This window comes from Niveibacterium sp. COAC-50, assembly GCF_013184235.1.
Lineage (GTDB): Bacteria > Pseudomonadota > Gammaproteobacteria > Burkholderiales > Rhodocyclaceae > Niveibacterium > Niveibacterium microcysteis.
Genome location: NZ_JABCJM010000003.1, coordinates 389,831 through 405,420, shown reverse-complemented (window position 1 = coordinate 405,420; position 15,590 = coordinate 389,831). Strand labels below are relative to the sequence as shown.

The 15,590-nt window shown below is 65.2% G+C and carries 9 protein-coding genes; 3 read left to right on the top strand and 6 right to left on the bottom strand.

Features of this window, described 5'->3' with window-relative positions; translation table 11 throughout:
* Positions 1-62 precede the first annotated feature (62 nt).
* Positions 63-518, bottom strand: coding sequence for a universal stress protein (locus HH302_RS15015; protein ID WP_172203040.1), 456 nt, complete (start codon positions 516-518; stop codon positions 63-65).
* Positions 519-700: 182 nt separating this feature from the next.
* On the opposite strand from HH302_RS15015, the gene HH302_RS15010 reads away from it, so the two are divergent.
* Both HH302_RS15010 and HH302_RS15005 read left to right on the top strand, forming a co-directional pair.
* Positions 701-1,822 (top strand): ABC transporter substrate-binding protein, encoded by a 1,122-nt coding sequence (locus HH302_RS15010; protein ID WP_172203039.1) that lies wholly within the window; start codon positions 701-703, stop codon positions 1,820-1,822.
* Positions 1,819-5,319 carry a PAS domain S-box protein gene (locus HH302_RS15005; RefSeq protein ID WP_172203038.1) on the top strand — a complete coding sequence of 1,167 codons (3,501 nt, stop codon included), beginning with the start codon at positions 1,819-1,821 and terminating at the stop codon, positions 5,317-5,319. Before HH302_RS15010 ends, HH302_RS15005 begins: the two co-directional genes overlap by 4 nt.
* On the opposite strand, the gene HH302_RS15000 is transcribed toward HH302_RS15005, so the two are convergent.
* Both HH302_RS15000 and HH302_RS14995 read right to left on the bottom strand, forming a co-directional pair.
* Positions 5,282-6,472 (bottom strand): two-component system response regulator, encoded by a 1,191-nt coding sequence (locus HH302_RS15000; RefSeq protein WP_172203037.1) that lies wholly within the window; start codon positions 6,470-6,472, stop codon positions 5,282-5,284. The two genes, HH302_RS15005 and HH302_RS15000, sit on opposite strands and share 38 nt — an antisense overlap.
* Positions 6,473-6,485: 13 nt before the next feature.
* The gene (locus HH302_RS14995; protein WP_172203036.1) at positions 6,486-11,189 is read right to left on the bottom strand and encodes a PAS domain S-box protein; all 4,704 of its coding nucleotides are present in this window, start codon (positions 11,187-11,189) and stop codon (positions 6,486-6,488) included.
* 206 nt (positions 11,190-11,395) lie between these two features.
* Here HH302_RS14995 and HH302_RS14990 point away from each other — a divergent pair, with 206 nt between their 5' ends.
* Positions 11,396-12,145 (top strand): SDR family NAD(P)-dependent oxidoreductase, encoded by a 750-nt coding sequence (locus HH302_RS14990; RefSeq protein WP_172203156.1) that lies wholly within the window; start codon positions 11,396-11,398, stop codon positions 12,143-12,145.
* Positions 12,146-12,154: 9 nt separating this feature from the next.
* Here the strand turns inward: HH302_RS14990 and HH302_RS14985 are convergent, their stop codons facing one another.
* The 3 genes from HH302_RS14985 to HH302_RS14975 are packed head-to-tail and all read right to left on the bottom strand — an operon-like array spanning position 12,155 to position 15,470.
* Positions 12,155-13,699, bottom strand: coding sequence for a DHA2 family efflux MFS transporter permease subunit (locus HH302_RS14985; RefSeq protein ID WP_172203035.1), 1,545 nt, complete (start codon positions 13,697-13,699; stop codon positions 12,155-12,157).
* Positions 13,696-14,940 (bottom strand): HlyD family efflux transporter periplasmic adaptor subunit, encoded by a 1,245-nt coding sequence (locus HH302_RS14980; protein ID WP_172203034.1) that lies wholly within the window; start codon positions 14,938-14,940, stop codon positions 13,696-13,698. Before HH302_RS14980 ends, HH302_RS14985 begins: the two co-directional genes overlap by 4 nt.
* Complete coding sequence (locus HH302_RS14975; protein WP_172203033.1) at positions 14,937-15,470, bottom strand: MarR family winged helix-turn-helix transcriptional regulator; 534 nt, start codon at positions 15,468-15,470, stop codon at positions 14,937-14,939. The genes HH302_RS14980 and HH302_RS14975 overlap by 4 nt, the downstream gene beginning before the upstream one ends.
* Between the last annotated feature and the right edge of the window lie 120 nt (positions 15,471-15,590).

The window sequence follows — 15,590 nt, the reverse complement described above, 5'->3', positions numbered from 1 at the left end:
TGCTTACGCGGCGCGGACGGGCACGCAATCGCCGCTGGCGGCGGCTGTCGTTTGATCCGGCGTTAGCTGGGCGCCCTAACCACGAACACCGAACAATCCACCTTGCGCGCAACGCGCTCGGCGACCGAGCCCAGCACCAGGCGCTGGAACCCGCGTCTGCCGTGGGAGCCGATCACCACGAGGTCGACGCCGTTGGCGGTGACGGCGTGGGCGATCTGATCGTCGGCCCGTTCGTTATCCGATTCGAGCAGTACGGTTTCAATTCTCAGGCCGGGCCGATCGAGCTTGGCGCGGGCCTCGGCGAGCACCGCTTCGCCTTCCGCCTTCCATACGCGTTTGACATCGGTGCGCGAGAGCAGCAAAGGGTCGCTGCTCTGGCGGATCGGCATTTGCCCTTCGTCGAGGGCGTGGGCAACGATAAGCAGTGCTTCATTGGCGACTGCGAGTCCGGCTGCGACATCGAGCGTTTTGGCTGATGCTTCGCTGCCGTCGATGGCGACCAGAATCTTGTGGAACATGGTGTCTTCTCCGGGCTGGCTTGGGCGCGGCGACACGATCGGGTGCACGCCGCGTTCATGGCTCGCATGCTGAACCGATAACGCCATGAGGGCTTTGTTTTGGCGCAAACGGCCCCAGCCGGCTTCAAGTCCGGGCGCCGGCGGCCGTAGATAAAGCCGGATGCCGTAAGAAGGGGAGGCCGATGCGAGCGATAACCGGGCGGGTGTGGCGAGTCGCGTTACTCGGCGTTCTGCTCGGCGTCGCATCCTGCAGCGCGCCGGAACCGGTGAAGCTGGGCTTCGTCGGCGGGTATTCCGGCCGTGTCGCCGATCTGGGCATCGACGGTCGCAACGGCGCGACGATCGCGGTCGAAGAGGTCAATGCGCAGGGCGGCATCCATGGCCGCCGCGTTGAGCTGGTCGATCGCAATGACGAACAGGATCCCGTACACGCCCGCCGTGCCGTCGAAGAGCTGATTGGCTTGAAGGTGGCCGCGATCGTGGGGCATACGACCAGCGCCATGTCGGTTGCGACGGTCGAAACCGTGACGCAGCAGCATGTCGTGATGGTGAGCCCGACGTCGACCGCAGACGAGCTGAGCGGCCGCGATGATTACTTTTTCCGCGTTGTCGCTGCCACCCGATTCAATGCCGCGCGCAACGCCAGCTACTACCTTTCGCGTGGGTTCCGGCGTGCGGCGGTGGTTTATGACCTCAACAACCGCGCCTATTCCGAGAGCTGGTACAAGGCTTTCGTGGCACCGTTTGAAGCGGGCGGCGGCAAAGCCGTCAGCGCATTGACCTATACCTCGCGGCCGGATCTGCATTTCAGCACCCTGGCGGAAGGCTTGTTGGCCAAGTCGCCAGACGTCGTGGTGATCGTCGCCAACGGCGTGGATACGGCCCTGATTGCGCAGCAGGTGCGCAAGCGTAGCCCCACGGTGCAACTGGCTTCTGCAGAGTGGGGCGGCACCGAAAAGCTGATCGACATGGGCGGCAGCGCGGTCGAGGGCATGCTGGTGTCGCAGTACTACGATCGCTACAGCAATCGCGCTGCCTTCATCGCGTTCAAACAGCGCTATCGGGAGCGCTTCTCGGACGAACCCGGCTTTGCGGCCGTGTGTGGCTACGACGCGGCGAAGATGGTGATCGCCGGGCTGATGGAGCAGCGCCCGCAGGAAGATCTCAAGCAAACGCTGCTACGCATGGGGCACTTCGAGTTGTCGCAGGGGCCGATGGCGATCGACCGTTTCGGCGACGCGAAACGCACGATCTACATCACCGCAATTCGTAACGGGCGCTACGAAGTGGTGCTGCCGCCATGAGCCGCCGTATTTCGCTCAGGCGCATCCTTTCCTGGCAGTTTGCGGCGGCGGGTTTGTTGCCCTTGGTGCTGGTGATCGTCGCGCTGCTGGGTTACCTGCTGCCGTCGTTTGAACGCACGCTGCGGGCGCGCGATCAGGTGCTCGCCAATGCGATTACCGAGCAGGTGATGAGCTTCCTTGCCGCGCCGAGCCAGGGGCTGGATACCGGTGCGGCGATGTTGCGCAAGGGTTTGCCGCTTAGCCAGATCACCTCCATGTTCGATGCGCTGGCGGCAGCGCGCGGCCAGACCGGTGCGCTGATGCTGATCGACTTCGAGGGCCGTGTCGCGAGTGTTGGCCTGCCGGAGCGATGGCAGGCCTATCGCGACAACTTCATCGGGCTCTCACTCGGTAGCCAGCCCTACGTCCGGAAAGCCTTGCGGGACAACCGCCCGGTGTGGTCAGAGACCTACCTCTCGCCCGTCGGCGGGCAGATCTCGGTGGCGTTGGCGGTACCGGTTGACGGTCAGGTACTGGTGGCGGAGGTGGATGTTGACCGCTTGTCGCAAAGCGTTGCGGCTTTGCGGCAGGGCGGCAACGTACTCGCGGTGTTGGTGGACCGGGCCGGCCGGGTGATTGCGCACCCGGATAGCGCCAAGGCGCGCGAGCAGGTCAACCTGAGCGACATCGAGCTGGTGCGAAAGGGTTTGCGTGGCGAGTCTGCCACCGGGCGTTTCACCCTTGATGGGCGCGACTACCTGGGTAGCGCTGTGCCGATTCCGGCCTTGGGTTGGGCGGCGCTGATCGGGCAACCGACCGATGAAGTGCTGGGGCCACTTTATGCGGCGGCGGGTATCACGCTGATCGGCATGCTGCTCGCCGCAGGCCTGCTGCTTTACGTGGGCAACCGCACGGCGGGCCGCGTTGCCGGGCGCCTGAACCTGGTGGCGGCGCGCGGACGCGCGATTGCTGACGGCCGGCAGCCTGGCGCACTGCCGCCGACGAGGGTGAGCGAGTTCGCGCAGATCGGCGATTCGCTCGACACGATCTTCGAGCGGCTCCGCAGCCGCGAGGGCGAAGTGCGCGCCGGCGCAGAGCGACTGCGCACCTTGCTGGAAGGCGCGCCGATGGGCGTCATCGAGGTGCGGGTCGAGCCGGCTGGCAGGCTGGTTGTGCTTGGCGCCAATCCGCTGGTCGGCAGGGTGCTGCAGACCGATGTTGATGCGACATTGGGCCATTCGCTGCAGGGCGCTTATCCCGGGTTCGACAACACGGTTGTCGATCACGCCTGCCAGCGTGTGGTGCAGGAGGGCGGCAACGTCGCGCTGCGGGGCTATGAGTACAGCGCTGCGGGTTGCGAGCGGGTACTGGATCTCGTGATCTTCCGCCACCACGCGGGCGTGGTGGCGCTGTGCTTCCACGATGTGACCGAACGTGTGGCCGCCGAGCGCGCACTGCGTGATTCCGAACTGCGCTTTTCGGCGGCGTTCCTTGCGGTGCCGGACTACGTGACCTTGTCGCGGGTGTCTGATGGCACGATCTACGATGCCAACGAGGCCTTCGAGCGGATTACCGGCATTCCGCGCGGCAGCGCCATCGGGCGGACGTCGGTTGAGCTGGGCATCTTTGTGCGGCCGGAGCAACGGGACGAGATCGGCAAGCGGGTATCGGCGTGCGGCAGGGTGGATCGGTTTCCGGTCGAGATGCGCCGTGCCGATGGCGAAGTGTTCGAGGGCGTTGTCAGCGCACGCGAGGTGAACATCGGCGGTGAGTCGTGCATGGTCGCCGTGATGCGTGACGAAACCGAAGTGCGCCGTGCGCAGCGTGCCTTGGCGGGCCTGGCCGCGGTGGCTGGGGGCAGTTCCCTGCGCAGTCTGCTCGACGCGGCGGTCGAAGGGGTGGGTTCCGGGGCCGTTGCGGCGCTAGCGTGCGCGGTGTCCGACGATGCGGTCGAGCTTTCCGGATTGCTCAGCGTGGATGGCGAGGAACTGCTCGGCCGCATTCACTCGCCCGCGGTTGCCGTGGCGGTGCGGGGCGGGAGTTTTGCGGAATGGATGCCGACCGCGGCCGATGCGGCATCGCTTGCGCCCTTGCTGGGTGTGCGCGCCTACCACCTGATCGTCGCCCCGGTGTCCTCGGAAGCCCGCGGGGCAGACGCCTTGCTGGTGGCCGTGCCGCGCGCGCTGGAGTATCCGGAGACCTCGCGCTCGCTGATCCGCATGGTGGCCGAGCGTATCGGTCAGGAGTTCGCACGCTTGCGTGCCGAGGACGACCTCCGCCGCAGCCAGCAATTGTTCAGCCAGTTGTTCCATGCCTCGCCGGTGGCGTTGTCGGTCAGCGCAATGCCGGGGCACAAACTGCTCGACTGCAACGACGTGTGGTGCCACCAGTTCGGCTATTCGGTCGAGGAGGTCGTTGGCCACACTGGCCTGGAACTGAACCTCTGGGTGAATGAGTCCGAACGCGAAGCCTTGCTGGAGGATCTGGTTCAGCGTGGCGAGAGCGCTGATCGCGAAGCCTGGATGCGACGGCGGGATGGCAGCGAGATCCTCTGCACCGTGTCGGCGCGCGTGATGCGCGACGGCGAACGCACACTGGTGATCCTGTCGCTGATCGATGTCACCGCGAGCCGTCGCAATGAACAGGCGGTCAGGCAGATCAATGCCACCCTTGAGCAGCGGGTGAGCGAGCGCACTGCACAGCTGACGCGGGCCAACCGGGATCTATCCGAGGCGCTGAGCCACCTTGAACAGGCCAAGGACGAACTGGTGCAGTCCGAGAAGATGGCAGCCCTTGGCAGTATTGTTGCCGGCGTGGCGCATGAGCTCAACACGCCGATCGGCAACTGCCTGACGGTCACCTCGACCCTGAGCGAAGCCACCAGCGAGCTGGTGCGCGAGGCGCGCGAGGGCCTGCGGCGTTCGACCCTTCACGAGTATCTCGTGACGGCCGAGCAGGCGAGCGACATCCTGCTGCGCAACCTGTCGCGCGCCGCCGAGCTGGTGGCCAGCTTCAAGCAGGTGGCGGTCGATCGCGCGAGTTCGAACCGGCGCAGTTTCCGTGTAGCCGAAGTGATGGACGAGACGCTCCTGATGCTGCGGCCGACCCTGAAGCTCAAGCCCTACGAGGTGGAAACAACGATCGAGTCGGACTTGTCGATGGACAGCTTCCCGGGGCCACTCGGGCAGGTGCTGACAAACCTTGTAAACAACGCGATCGTTCACGGCTTCGACGGGCGCACCGAGGGCCGAGTGCGGATCGAGGCGCGGGCCGATGGCGAGCACCAGATCCGGATCTCCGTTCGCGACGATGGCATCGGCATGAGCGAGGCGATGCAGCGCCGCGTGTTCGACCCCTTCTTCACGACCAAACTCGGGCGTGGCGGAAGCGGGCTGGGCATGCACATCGTGCACACCATTGTCACCGGTTTGCTGGGCGGTACCGTCGAGTTGCAGAGTGCCGAAGGGCAGGGAACGACCGTTACGCTGGTGGTGCCGAAGGTGGCGCCACCTCAATGATGGTGCCAACCGCGCGGGCCAGCTGTTCGGTCTTCTGTGCCATGTCGTGATCCGTGTCGACGAAGCGCGCCGCAATCTCGCGGAAGCGATCCTGGATTGCGAGGAAGGCGTCCACGATATCCGGGTCGAAGTGGCTGCCACGGCCATCCTGGATGATGGCAACCGCTTTCTCGTGCGGCATCGCCGCCTTGTAGACGCGCCGCGAGATCAGTGCGTCATACACGTCCGCCACCGCCATCAGCCGCGCGGAAAGCGGAATCGCATCGCCGCTCAACCCCTCCGGGTAGCCACTGCCGTCCCACTTTTCCTGGTGTGAGTACGCGATGTCCTTGGCGTGCTTGAGGAAGGGCACTTCCATGCCGAGCTGCCGTTCCGCATGCAGGATCGCGTCGCGCCCGAGCGTTGTGTGCGTCTTCATGATCTCGAACTCATCCGGCTCGAAGCGGCCCGGCTTGAGCAGGATGCGGTCCGGGATGCCAACCTTGCCGATGTCGTGCAGCGGTGCGGACTTGAACAGCGCGTCGATCGTACGGTCGTCAAGCTCGGCGGCGAAGCGCGGGTGACATTGCAGTTCGCGCGCCAAGGCGTCGACGTAGAACTGCGTGCGACGAATATGGTTGCCGGTTTCGTTGTCGCGCGTTTCCGCCAGCGAAGCCATCGCAAGGATCGTAACGTCCTGGATCGCCTGCACTTCGCGGGTGCGCCGCTGAACCTCGGCTTCGAGGAAGGCATTCTTGTCGCGAAGGAAGTCGGCGCTGGCCTTCACCACCAGATGCGTGTGCACCCGTGCCAGCACGATCGGCGGGCTGATCGGTTTGGTGATGTAGTCGACGGCGCCCAGATCGAGGCCCTTCTTCTCGTCTTCGGGATCGGTCTTGGCGGTGAGAAAGATCACCGGGATATCGCGCGTGGCCGGTTGCTCCTTGAGCCGCTGGCAAACCTCGTAGCCGTCCATGCCCGGCATCATGATGTCGAGCAGGATCAGGTCGGGCGGTGAGGTGGACTCGGCGATCTTCAACGCCTTCTCGCCGTTGTTGGCGATCTTGACCTTGTAGCGGTCCTTGAGCAGTTCGCTCATCAGCGAGAGGTTGTCCGGCGTGTCGTCTACCACCAGCAGGGTGGGGCGCTTTGCCCCGTCGAGCGTGTTGTCCATGTCGTTCCTCGCTTCAGTCCAGGCTCACGCCGGCATGCGCCGCTGCAATCTGCAGCGCGCTGAGGGCAGCTTCAAAGTCAAAGCCGCGAATCTGGGCGGCCAGGGTTTGACCTGCTTCGCCGAACGCGGCGAGCAGTAGATCGGAGTGCTTCTCGAACAGGTCGCAGGCTTCAGAATCGTCGTCGGCCAGCAGCGCGGCAAGCTCCCGCAGCACTGCACCCAACTGCTCGGTGTCGACCGTCTGCGCCGTCGCTGACGCTTCTGCGGGCAGTGCGGCCTGGAGCTGCTCGACCAGGCTCGTGAGCGGGTGCCGCAGGCGTTCGAGCGCGGCGTTGATCGCTTCGTCGCCGGCGTGCGTGTGGATTGCTGCTTCCAGCCCGGCAGCGAGTTCCTGAATGGCGGTTGCGCCGATGTTTCCCGCCACGCCCTTGGTGGTGTGCGCGATGCGCTCGGCAGTGGCCAGATCCCCGGCGGCGAGCGCTGCGCGCACGTCGTCGCAACTGTTCGCCTGGCCCTTGATGAACTTGCGCAGCATGTTGAAGTACAGCGCACGCTTGCCCAGCGTGCGGCGCAGGCCGGCTTCGCAGTCCAGGCCGTCAATCAGTGGCAGCGGTAGGGATTCCGCTTCGGCTGCAGGCGCTCGCGTGTCGGTCGGCTTCGCGGTCGCGGCACTCTGGTCACGCGGCGATATCCACTTGATCAGGGTCGCCCACAGCGCGTCTGGCTCGATCGGTTTTGCGATGTGGTCGTTCATGCCCGCCTCGATACAGCGCTCGCGGTCCGCCTGCATCGCGTTGGCGGTCATGGCCACGATCGGCATGGCGGCAAACTGCGAGTCGCCGCGGATGCGCCGTGTGGCGGTGACGCCGTCCATCACCGGCATCTGCATGTCCATCAAAACCAGATCGTAGGGCGCGCGGGCGAGACAATCGATCGCGATCGCGCCATCGTCCGCGATATCAACGATGAAGCCGGCGTCGCGCAGGAGTTCGCTCGCGACTTGTTGGTTCAGGTCATTGTCCTCAACCAGCAGGATGCGGGCGCCACGGCGGCTTTCGAGTTGAACCACCAACTCGTCCGGAGCGCGGACAAAGCTCGTGTCGCCGAGTCCGTCGGCGTGGCTTCCCAGCGTACGGATCGCGGTGTCGAACAGCGTCGAGGCGTTCACCGGCTTTATCAGGATCTCGTCGAGGCCGGCGTCTTCCGCGCCGCGCATCACTTCCTCGCGGCCATACGCGGTCACCATGACCAGATGCGGCGTCGTGTTCAGGGGCATCGCGCGTATCTTTCGCGCCGTCTCGATGCCATCCATGCCGGGCATGCGCCAGTCGAGGAATACGATCTCGAACGCGTCGCCGCGCTCGTCGGCCGCCTTGATCTCGTCCAGCGCCTCAAAGCCACTGGGTGCCTGCGCAACGCGGAAGGTCATCGACTCGAGCAGATCCGACAGCACCGCGCGGGCGTTGGCGTTGTCGTCGACAACCAGCACTGCGCGGTTGCGCAGATCGGGCGTCGGCACGAGCTTGCGCGTCTGTGCCTCGCCCTTCAGGAAACGGGCAGTGAACCAGAAGGTGCTGCCTTTGCCCGGTTCGCTGTCGCAGCCGACGCCGCCACCCATCAGCTCCGCCAGCCGCTTGCTGATCGCCAGCCCGAGTCCGGTGCCACCGTACTTCCGGGTGGTGGAGGTGTCCGCCTGCTGGAAGGACTGGAATAGGCGCGCGCGCTGCTCTTCGCTCAGGCCGATGCCGGTGTCGCGCACGGCGAAGCGCAGCAGCACGTCGTCCTCCGTGTTCTCGAGCACCCGCACGACGACGTCGATCTCACCCGTCTCGGTGAATTTGACGGCGTTGTTGGCGTAGTTGATCAGGATCTGGCTGACCCGCAATGGGTCGCCGCGCAGGGTTTCGGGCACCGTCTTGTCGACATCGAAAACCAGCTCCAGACCTTTGGCGGTGGCCTTCTCGGCGATCAGGTTCGCGACATTGTCGAGCACCTTCTCAAGCTCGAAATTGGTCGACTCGATACCGAGTTTGCCGGCTTCGATCTTCGAGAAATCGAGGATGTCGTTGATCACGCCGAGCAGGTGTTGGCCGGACTGCTGGATCTTGCTGATGTAGTCGCGCTGCCGCGGCGTGAGTTCGGTCTTCATCGCCAGATGCGACATGCCGATGATCGCGTTCATCGGCGTGCGGATCTCGTGGCTCATGTTCGCGAGGAAGTCGGACTTCATCTGCGTCGCCTCTTCGGCGATCTCGCGTGCGCGCCGCTGAGCCTCCAGCGCAGCGCGCCGCTCGGTCACGTCGTAGAACCAGGACAGCAGGCAACGTTCGCCCTCGTGCTCGATGAAGCGCGAACTGATCAGGGCCCAGAAGCTCGTGCCATCGGTACGCCGGAGTTCCGTTTCCTGGTCGCGGATCTCGCTGCCGTCCCGCAGCCGTTCGAGCAGCAACTGGCGTTGTTCGGGGTGCGCCCAGAAATCGATGAAGCTGCGGCCCACCGCGGTATCCGATTCCAGCCCCAGCAGGCTTGCGAGCTTGCGGTTGCAGAAGCGCACTGTGCCGCCCTCGGCCACGATGCCGACGCCGGCCGGACTGTCCTCCAGCATCGCGCGCAGCCGGGCTTCGTTCTCGGCTACCGCGCGCTCGGCCTGCTTCATGCGGGTGATGTCGACGATGACGCCGACGAGGCCGGCCGGTTTGCCATCGGCGTCCGCAAAACCGGTTGTCGAGTAGAGCGCGTCGTGTACCCGCCCGTCGGCGAACTGCATCGAGGTTTCGCGTTCCTGATGCGCGATGCGGGCGATGATGTCCTCGTCCTCGCGTTGGTATTCGACTCGCGCGGCTTCCGGAATGTAGTCAAGCTCAAGCACCCGCTTGCCGACAAAGGCCTCGCGCTTCACCCCGAAGGTCTGCTCGTAGTTGCGATTGCAGCCGATGAAGCGGGTATCCGCGTTCTTGTAGAACACGGCGTTGGGCATCGCATCCATCAGCGCCTGGGTTACCGCAAGCTGGCGTTCAACATTTTCTTGCGCGGCTTTCAGGTCGGTCAGGTCGCTGGCCATCAGCACGGCGTCGAGGAAGCTGCCGTCGGGCGCGTGGATCGCCGATACCACCAGCTCGGCCCAGCGCGTCTCACCGGAAGCCGCGACGAAGCGCGTGACGACCCGGAAGACCGCTGTTTCGCCGTGCACCAGCCGGGTGTAGCGGGACGCGAAGTCACGGAAATCGTCCGCGTGGACCAGCGCTTCGATGTTGGTGCCCGGCAGCCTGTCGCGCTGAAGCCCAAGCCCCTCTGCAAAGGCCGGGTTGCAGCGTTTGATCGTGCCGCCGGCATCGCAGCTCGCGATGCCGGTTCCGGCGTTCTCCACCAATGCACGGAAGTAGGCCTCGCGTTCGGCGAGCTCAGCGGTGCGCAGCGTCACCTTGGCTTCAAGTGTGCGGTTTGCTTCTTCAAGCTCGCCGGTGGCCGCCTGCAACAGGCCGCGCATGGCCTCCTGCGCCTGCGCCAGTTGCGCGACTTCCGATAGCTTCGCGCCAACTTCGACGGGTTCCGCCAGTTCCAAGCGCCCGATGCGTTCCGCCTCGCTGGAAAGCTCAGCGAGTGGCTGGCTCACGTTGGCAGCCATGCGCCGCGCGACAACGAACCCGAGCCCCCACAAGCCGATCAGAATCAGCAGTGCGGGGACGAGCAGGCGCCGGCTGCTGCCGATGAAATCTGACACCGGCATCACGGTGACCGCGACAAAACGTTGGTCGCCCGCGTGGATTCGGATCATCCGGGCGAACCAGTCGTCCGATACGCCATGTGGCCGGAAGCGGCTCAGTTGCACGTCGCCGCCGCCGCTTTCCTTCCAATGCTTGAACGCGCCGGCGAGGACCGTGAACGGGGAGGTCGCAATCGGTTGAAGCGCAACCTGACGCAGCGCTGCGTCGTCGCTTGCGGCCGGGTGGTTCGGCGCGCCGATGATCGAGCCGTCGTCCATCAACACTGCCACACGGCCGTTGGTGCCAACGGTCATGCTGCTGGTCAGGCGCGAGAAGTCCTGCAGCAGGACGTCGACCGCATACACATAACGAATCCCGGTTGCCGGGTCGCGCCAGCGAGCCGACGCCGTGATGCCTGGTTCGCCGGTTGTCCGGAAGCGGTAGGGGGCGGTCCACACCACCTGCATGTCGTCCTTGGCCGCCATGGCTTTCTGGAACCAGGGGCGCTTGCGCGGATCGTAGTCAGACTGCTCCCAATCTTCCGAAAGCTGATCGAGGGTCGGGCCAAATTCAATCCAGAGGTGCCGGTTGCCCCATTCCGCGATACGCGATACCCGGTTCTTCCAACCGCTTGGTGTCTTGAGCAGGAGGATTTCATCGCCGTTCTCGCTCGCGATGTGAACCGATCCGATCAGCGGCCGGCGCAGGATGACTTCCACATTGAGCCGGTTGAAGGTCGATTGATCGGCGGCATTGATTACGCGGCTCTGGCCCCAGCCCGCCGCCGTCAGGACGTTGCGTTCGACCGATGCCACCGCGTCGCTGATCCGCTCTTCTACCCGAGCGCCAGCGCGCTGCGCGTCTGACGATGCGAGGTTGATCAGCATCGGCCGCGCCTGGAGGAAGTAGAACAGCAGCGCGAAGGACGTGACCGAAAGCAGCACCAGCAGCACGATCTGTCGCGTTAGACGCTGGCGCAGGCTCGGCAGGCGCTTGGCTGAAGGCGTGGTCATCGTTTGCGCATCCTCCGTCGCGGCGGCCGAAACCGGAGGTGTCCGTGCGGGCCGCAATGCGCGGCAGTATTCCACCGAGTGGCGATCGTGCATAGCGGGATGCCGGCACCCGCGAGCGTTGCTCCGCATTTTCCTCGCGACGACAGCTCGTCGCGGCCAGCTGAGCTACGCTGGAACTCTTGGACAATCGGTGAACGGGGATGTTCATGCAGTTGGCAGGCAATGTATTCGTCGTGACCGGCGCGGTTTCCGGTCTGGGGGCTGCGGTCGCGCAAGCGTTTGCAGCGGCGGGCGGCAAGGTCGTCGGGATCGACTTGCGCGCACCGGAGGCGCTGCCGGAAGGCCTCGCTGCGTTCGTGCAGGCCGATGTGTGCGACGCCGATGCGATGCAGGCGGCGTTGGCGCGGGCTGCCGAGTTGGGGCCGCTACGCGGCGCGGTTCATTGCGCCGGCATTGCGCCGGCCGCGCGGGTGGTGGGGCGTGAGGGCCCGCATGATCTGGCGCTGTTCCGCAAGGTGATCGAGGTCAACCTGATCGGCAGCTTCAATCTTGCGCGTCTTGCAGCGGATGCCATGTCGAAGAACGAGCCGCTGGCCGATGGCGAGCGCGGTGTGATCGTGATGACCGCGTCGGTTGCGGCCTTTGATGGCCAGATCGGGCAGGCGGCCTACACCGCATCCAAAGCGGGGGTTGCCGGGATGACCTTGCCGATCGCGCGCGAGCTGGCGCGCTTCGGCGTGCGGGTGGTCACGATTGCGCCCGGCATCATGCAGACGCCGATGATGGCGGGCATGTCGCAGGAGGTTCAGGATGCACTCGGCGCCGCGGTGCCGTATCCGCCGCGCCTCGGGCGCCCCGACGAATATGCCGCACTGGCGCGGCATATCGTCGAGAACGTCTATCTCAATGGCGAGGTGATCCGGCTGGACGGCGCGATCCGCCTCGCGCCGAAGTAGTGCGAGGGTTCAGTGCCCTGAGGCGCCACGTGCGCCGAAGGGCGGCCGTGCCATCCATGCCACGAGGATCAGCGCGCCCATGATCGCGCCGGACAGCATCATCAGGTCGTTGGTGGCCATCAGATGCGCTTGCCCGGTGACGACGCGGTCGACCTGAGCCAGCGCTCCGGTGCGGTCGCCGATCAGGCTTTGCCACTGACTCAGGTAAAGGTCGGTTGCCGGGTTGCCCGGATTGAAGTTCTCCGAAAGCTGGGCGTGGTGCAGGGTGGTGCGGTGATCCCACAACGACACCATCACCGCAGTACCGAAACTCGACCCGATGTTGCGCATGAAACTCTGCAGGCCCGACGCTGCCGCCATGTCGGCCGGAGCGATGCCCGAGAGGCTGATCGTGAACAGCGGCAGGAAGAAGCAGCTGATCCCCAGGCCGATGAAGAGTCGCGCAAGACCGAGCGTCCAGAAGTCCACATCCGGCGTGAAACGCGCGCTCCAGACCGAACTGGCTGCGAACACCAGCATGCCGAAGGTCACCACGTAGCGCGCATCGGTGCGGTGGATGTTGGCGCCCAGCACCGGCCCCAGCATGACGCCGAACACGCCGGAGAACGCGATCACCTTGCCAGCCCACAGCGGTGTGTAGCCGACCTCGCTTTGCAGCCACAACGGTTGCACAACCACGACGCCGAAGTAGGCCACCATGCCGATCGTGATGCAGGCAACGCCGATTGAATAGTTGCGATGGCGGAACATGCGCAGATCGACCAGCGGGTGCTTTTCGCCCAGTTCCCAGATGACGAGGAAGGTGAGCGCGACAAACGAGATCAGTCCGAGCGTGATGATCTCAGGCGATTCGAACCAGTCAAGCTCGTTGCCCCGATCCAGCAGCACCTGCAGCGCGCCCACGCCGACCACCAGCAGCGCGAGGCCGATGCGGTCGAGCGGTAGCTGCATGCGCGGTGTTTCGCGCTTGCGCAGCAAGGTCCACGACATGCCTGCGACCAGCAGCCCGAAGGGCAGGTTGATCAGGAACACCCAGTGCCACGAGTAGTGCTCGGTGATCCAGCCGCCGGCAAGGGGGCCGACGATTGGCGCCAGGATGGTGGTCATCGCCCAGAGCCCCATTGCCATGCCGCGCCGGTTCGGTGGATAGATGCTCGCCATCAGCGTTTGTGACAACGGGATCATCGCCGCCCCGAACGCGCCCTGGGCGACCCGCGCAACAACCAGCATCGGGAAGCTGAATGCAAGGCCGCACACCAGTGACGTTGCAGTGAACAGCAGCGTCGCGGTGACGAACATGCGTACCTGGCCATAACGCAACGCGAGCCAGCCCGTCATCGGCAACAGGATCGCCTCCGACACCGCGTAGGAGGTGATTACCCAAGTTGCCTGTGTGTAGCTGACCCCCAGATCACCGGCGATGGTGGGCACCGACACATTCGCGATCGTCAGATCGAGAATGTTCATGAAGGAGCCGAGCCCGAGTGCGATCGTCGCCAGGATCAGCTGGCCGACGCTCAGTGGCGCCGGTTCGCTGCGACCGTCCAGACTCATTTGCGTGCGTCGCTCGCGCGGTTGGCGGCAATGATGCGTGCAATGCGGGCATCCGCCTCGCGGGCCTGGGCGGCAAACACGTCGGTCTGCTGCGGCGATCCGCTGCGCACCGCCCGCGCCAACACCTCACCATTGCGCGAATGCGTATCGAGCGTGGCATGCATCGACAGCCCGACTCGAAGCGGGTGATCCGCCGTCTCGGCGGGGTTTAGGGCGATGCGCACCGGTACGCGCTGCACGATCTTGATCCAGTTGCCGGACGCGTTCTGAGCCGGCAATACGCTGAACACGCCGCCGGTGCCTGACGCGAGGCCGACCACGTGGCCTTCGAACTGCACCGAGCTGCCATAGAGATCGGATTTCAACGTAACCGGCTGGCCGATGCGTACGTCCGCAAGCTCTGTCTCCTTGAAGTTCGCCTCCACCCACATTTGGTCCGGTGGAACGATCGTCATCATCGGCGCGCCTGCGGCCACGCGCGCACCGACCTGCACCGTACGCTTTGCGATATGGCCGCTTACCGGCGCCACGATCGTCGTGCGTGCCAGCGCAAGCCACGCATCGCGTACCTTGGCCGCTGCCGCGGCAACGCGTGGGTGCCCTTCGAGCGAGGTGTTGTCGACCAGCGCCTGAGCGCCGGCGCGCTGTTGCTGCGCTTGTTCAAGGCCGGATTCCGCCTCGGTCACCGCCGCGCGTGCAGCCAGTTGGGCGGCTTCGGCGTTTTGCAGTGCTGTCTTTGCGGCCTGCAGTGCTTCCGGCGAGATGAACTTGTCGCGTTGCAGCTTCTCGCGCCGCGCGTACTCGTCCCGTGCCTGCTGCAGTGCTATCTGTGCCTGTTCGGCCTGGTGGCGCACGCGCTCGATATCGGCGCGGCGCTGCGAGACCTGCGCAGCGGACTGGTTTTCGCCGAGGTAAAGACCGCGTACGCCGCGCACGGCGTCAGCCAGCGCGGCTTCTGCCGCCTGCAGGGCGACACGGGCGTCCGCATCGTCCAGGCGGACCAGCGGTTGCCCGGCCCGCACGAAGTCGGTGTCGTCGGCCAACACTGCACTGACGCTGCCGCTGACCTGCGGCGCAATCTGCACCAAGTTGCCGCCGACGTAGGCGTTATCCGTTGAAACGTAGTAGCGACCGTGCAACGCCCAGTAGGCAGCAAAGCTGATCGCCGCAAGCCCGAACAGGCCTGCGACCATACGTAGGGCGCGCTTTCGCGGGGCGCCGGTGCCTTGTTCCTGGCTCATTTTTGCACCTCGTTGCAGCGAGCGGCGTCCGGGCCGGGCAGTTGTTCCATATGGCGTGTCCATTTGCGCAGTTGTGCCGCGAGCGCAGCGACATCGCCGCCGCCTGCCGGCGGCACCAATTCGCCATAGAGGCGCCAGATCTGCGGGAAGATCGCGCGAACGCGCTCGATGCCCTGCGCCGTCATGCGGATATCGATCGAACGCCGGTCGACCGCGCTAGGGACGCGTTCCACCCAACCGCCGGCCACAAGTTCGTCGGTCAGCCTGGTCATGTGCGGCCGCGAGAGGCACACCGCCTGACTGACGCGCGACGGGTTGTCGGTAGCGTCGTCCGCGCTGTAGATCGACATCAGCACCGACCACGCGGTGCTGTTGAGGCCGTGCGAGTGCATCAGCGCATCTACGTGCTCTTGGATGCCGCGGGCGAGGTGCGTCACGAGGCGCAGCAACATCACTTCCGGATACGGCAGATCCGGGTGCTGCGCGCGCACGGCATCGATGCGCGCCTGGTAGTGGTCGAATGGGATCATGTTGGGGTAGATAGTTACTTTGGTAACTATTTTTGCATGAGCCCGGCCACTTGTCCAAACCGCGTGTTGCCGATCGTCTGGGTGCCGCGAACGGACGATCTGCTAGGCTCGCGCCCGTGC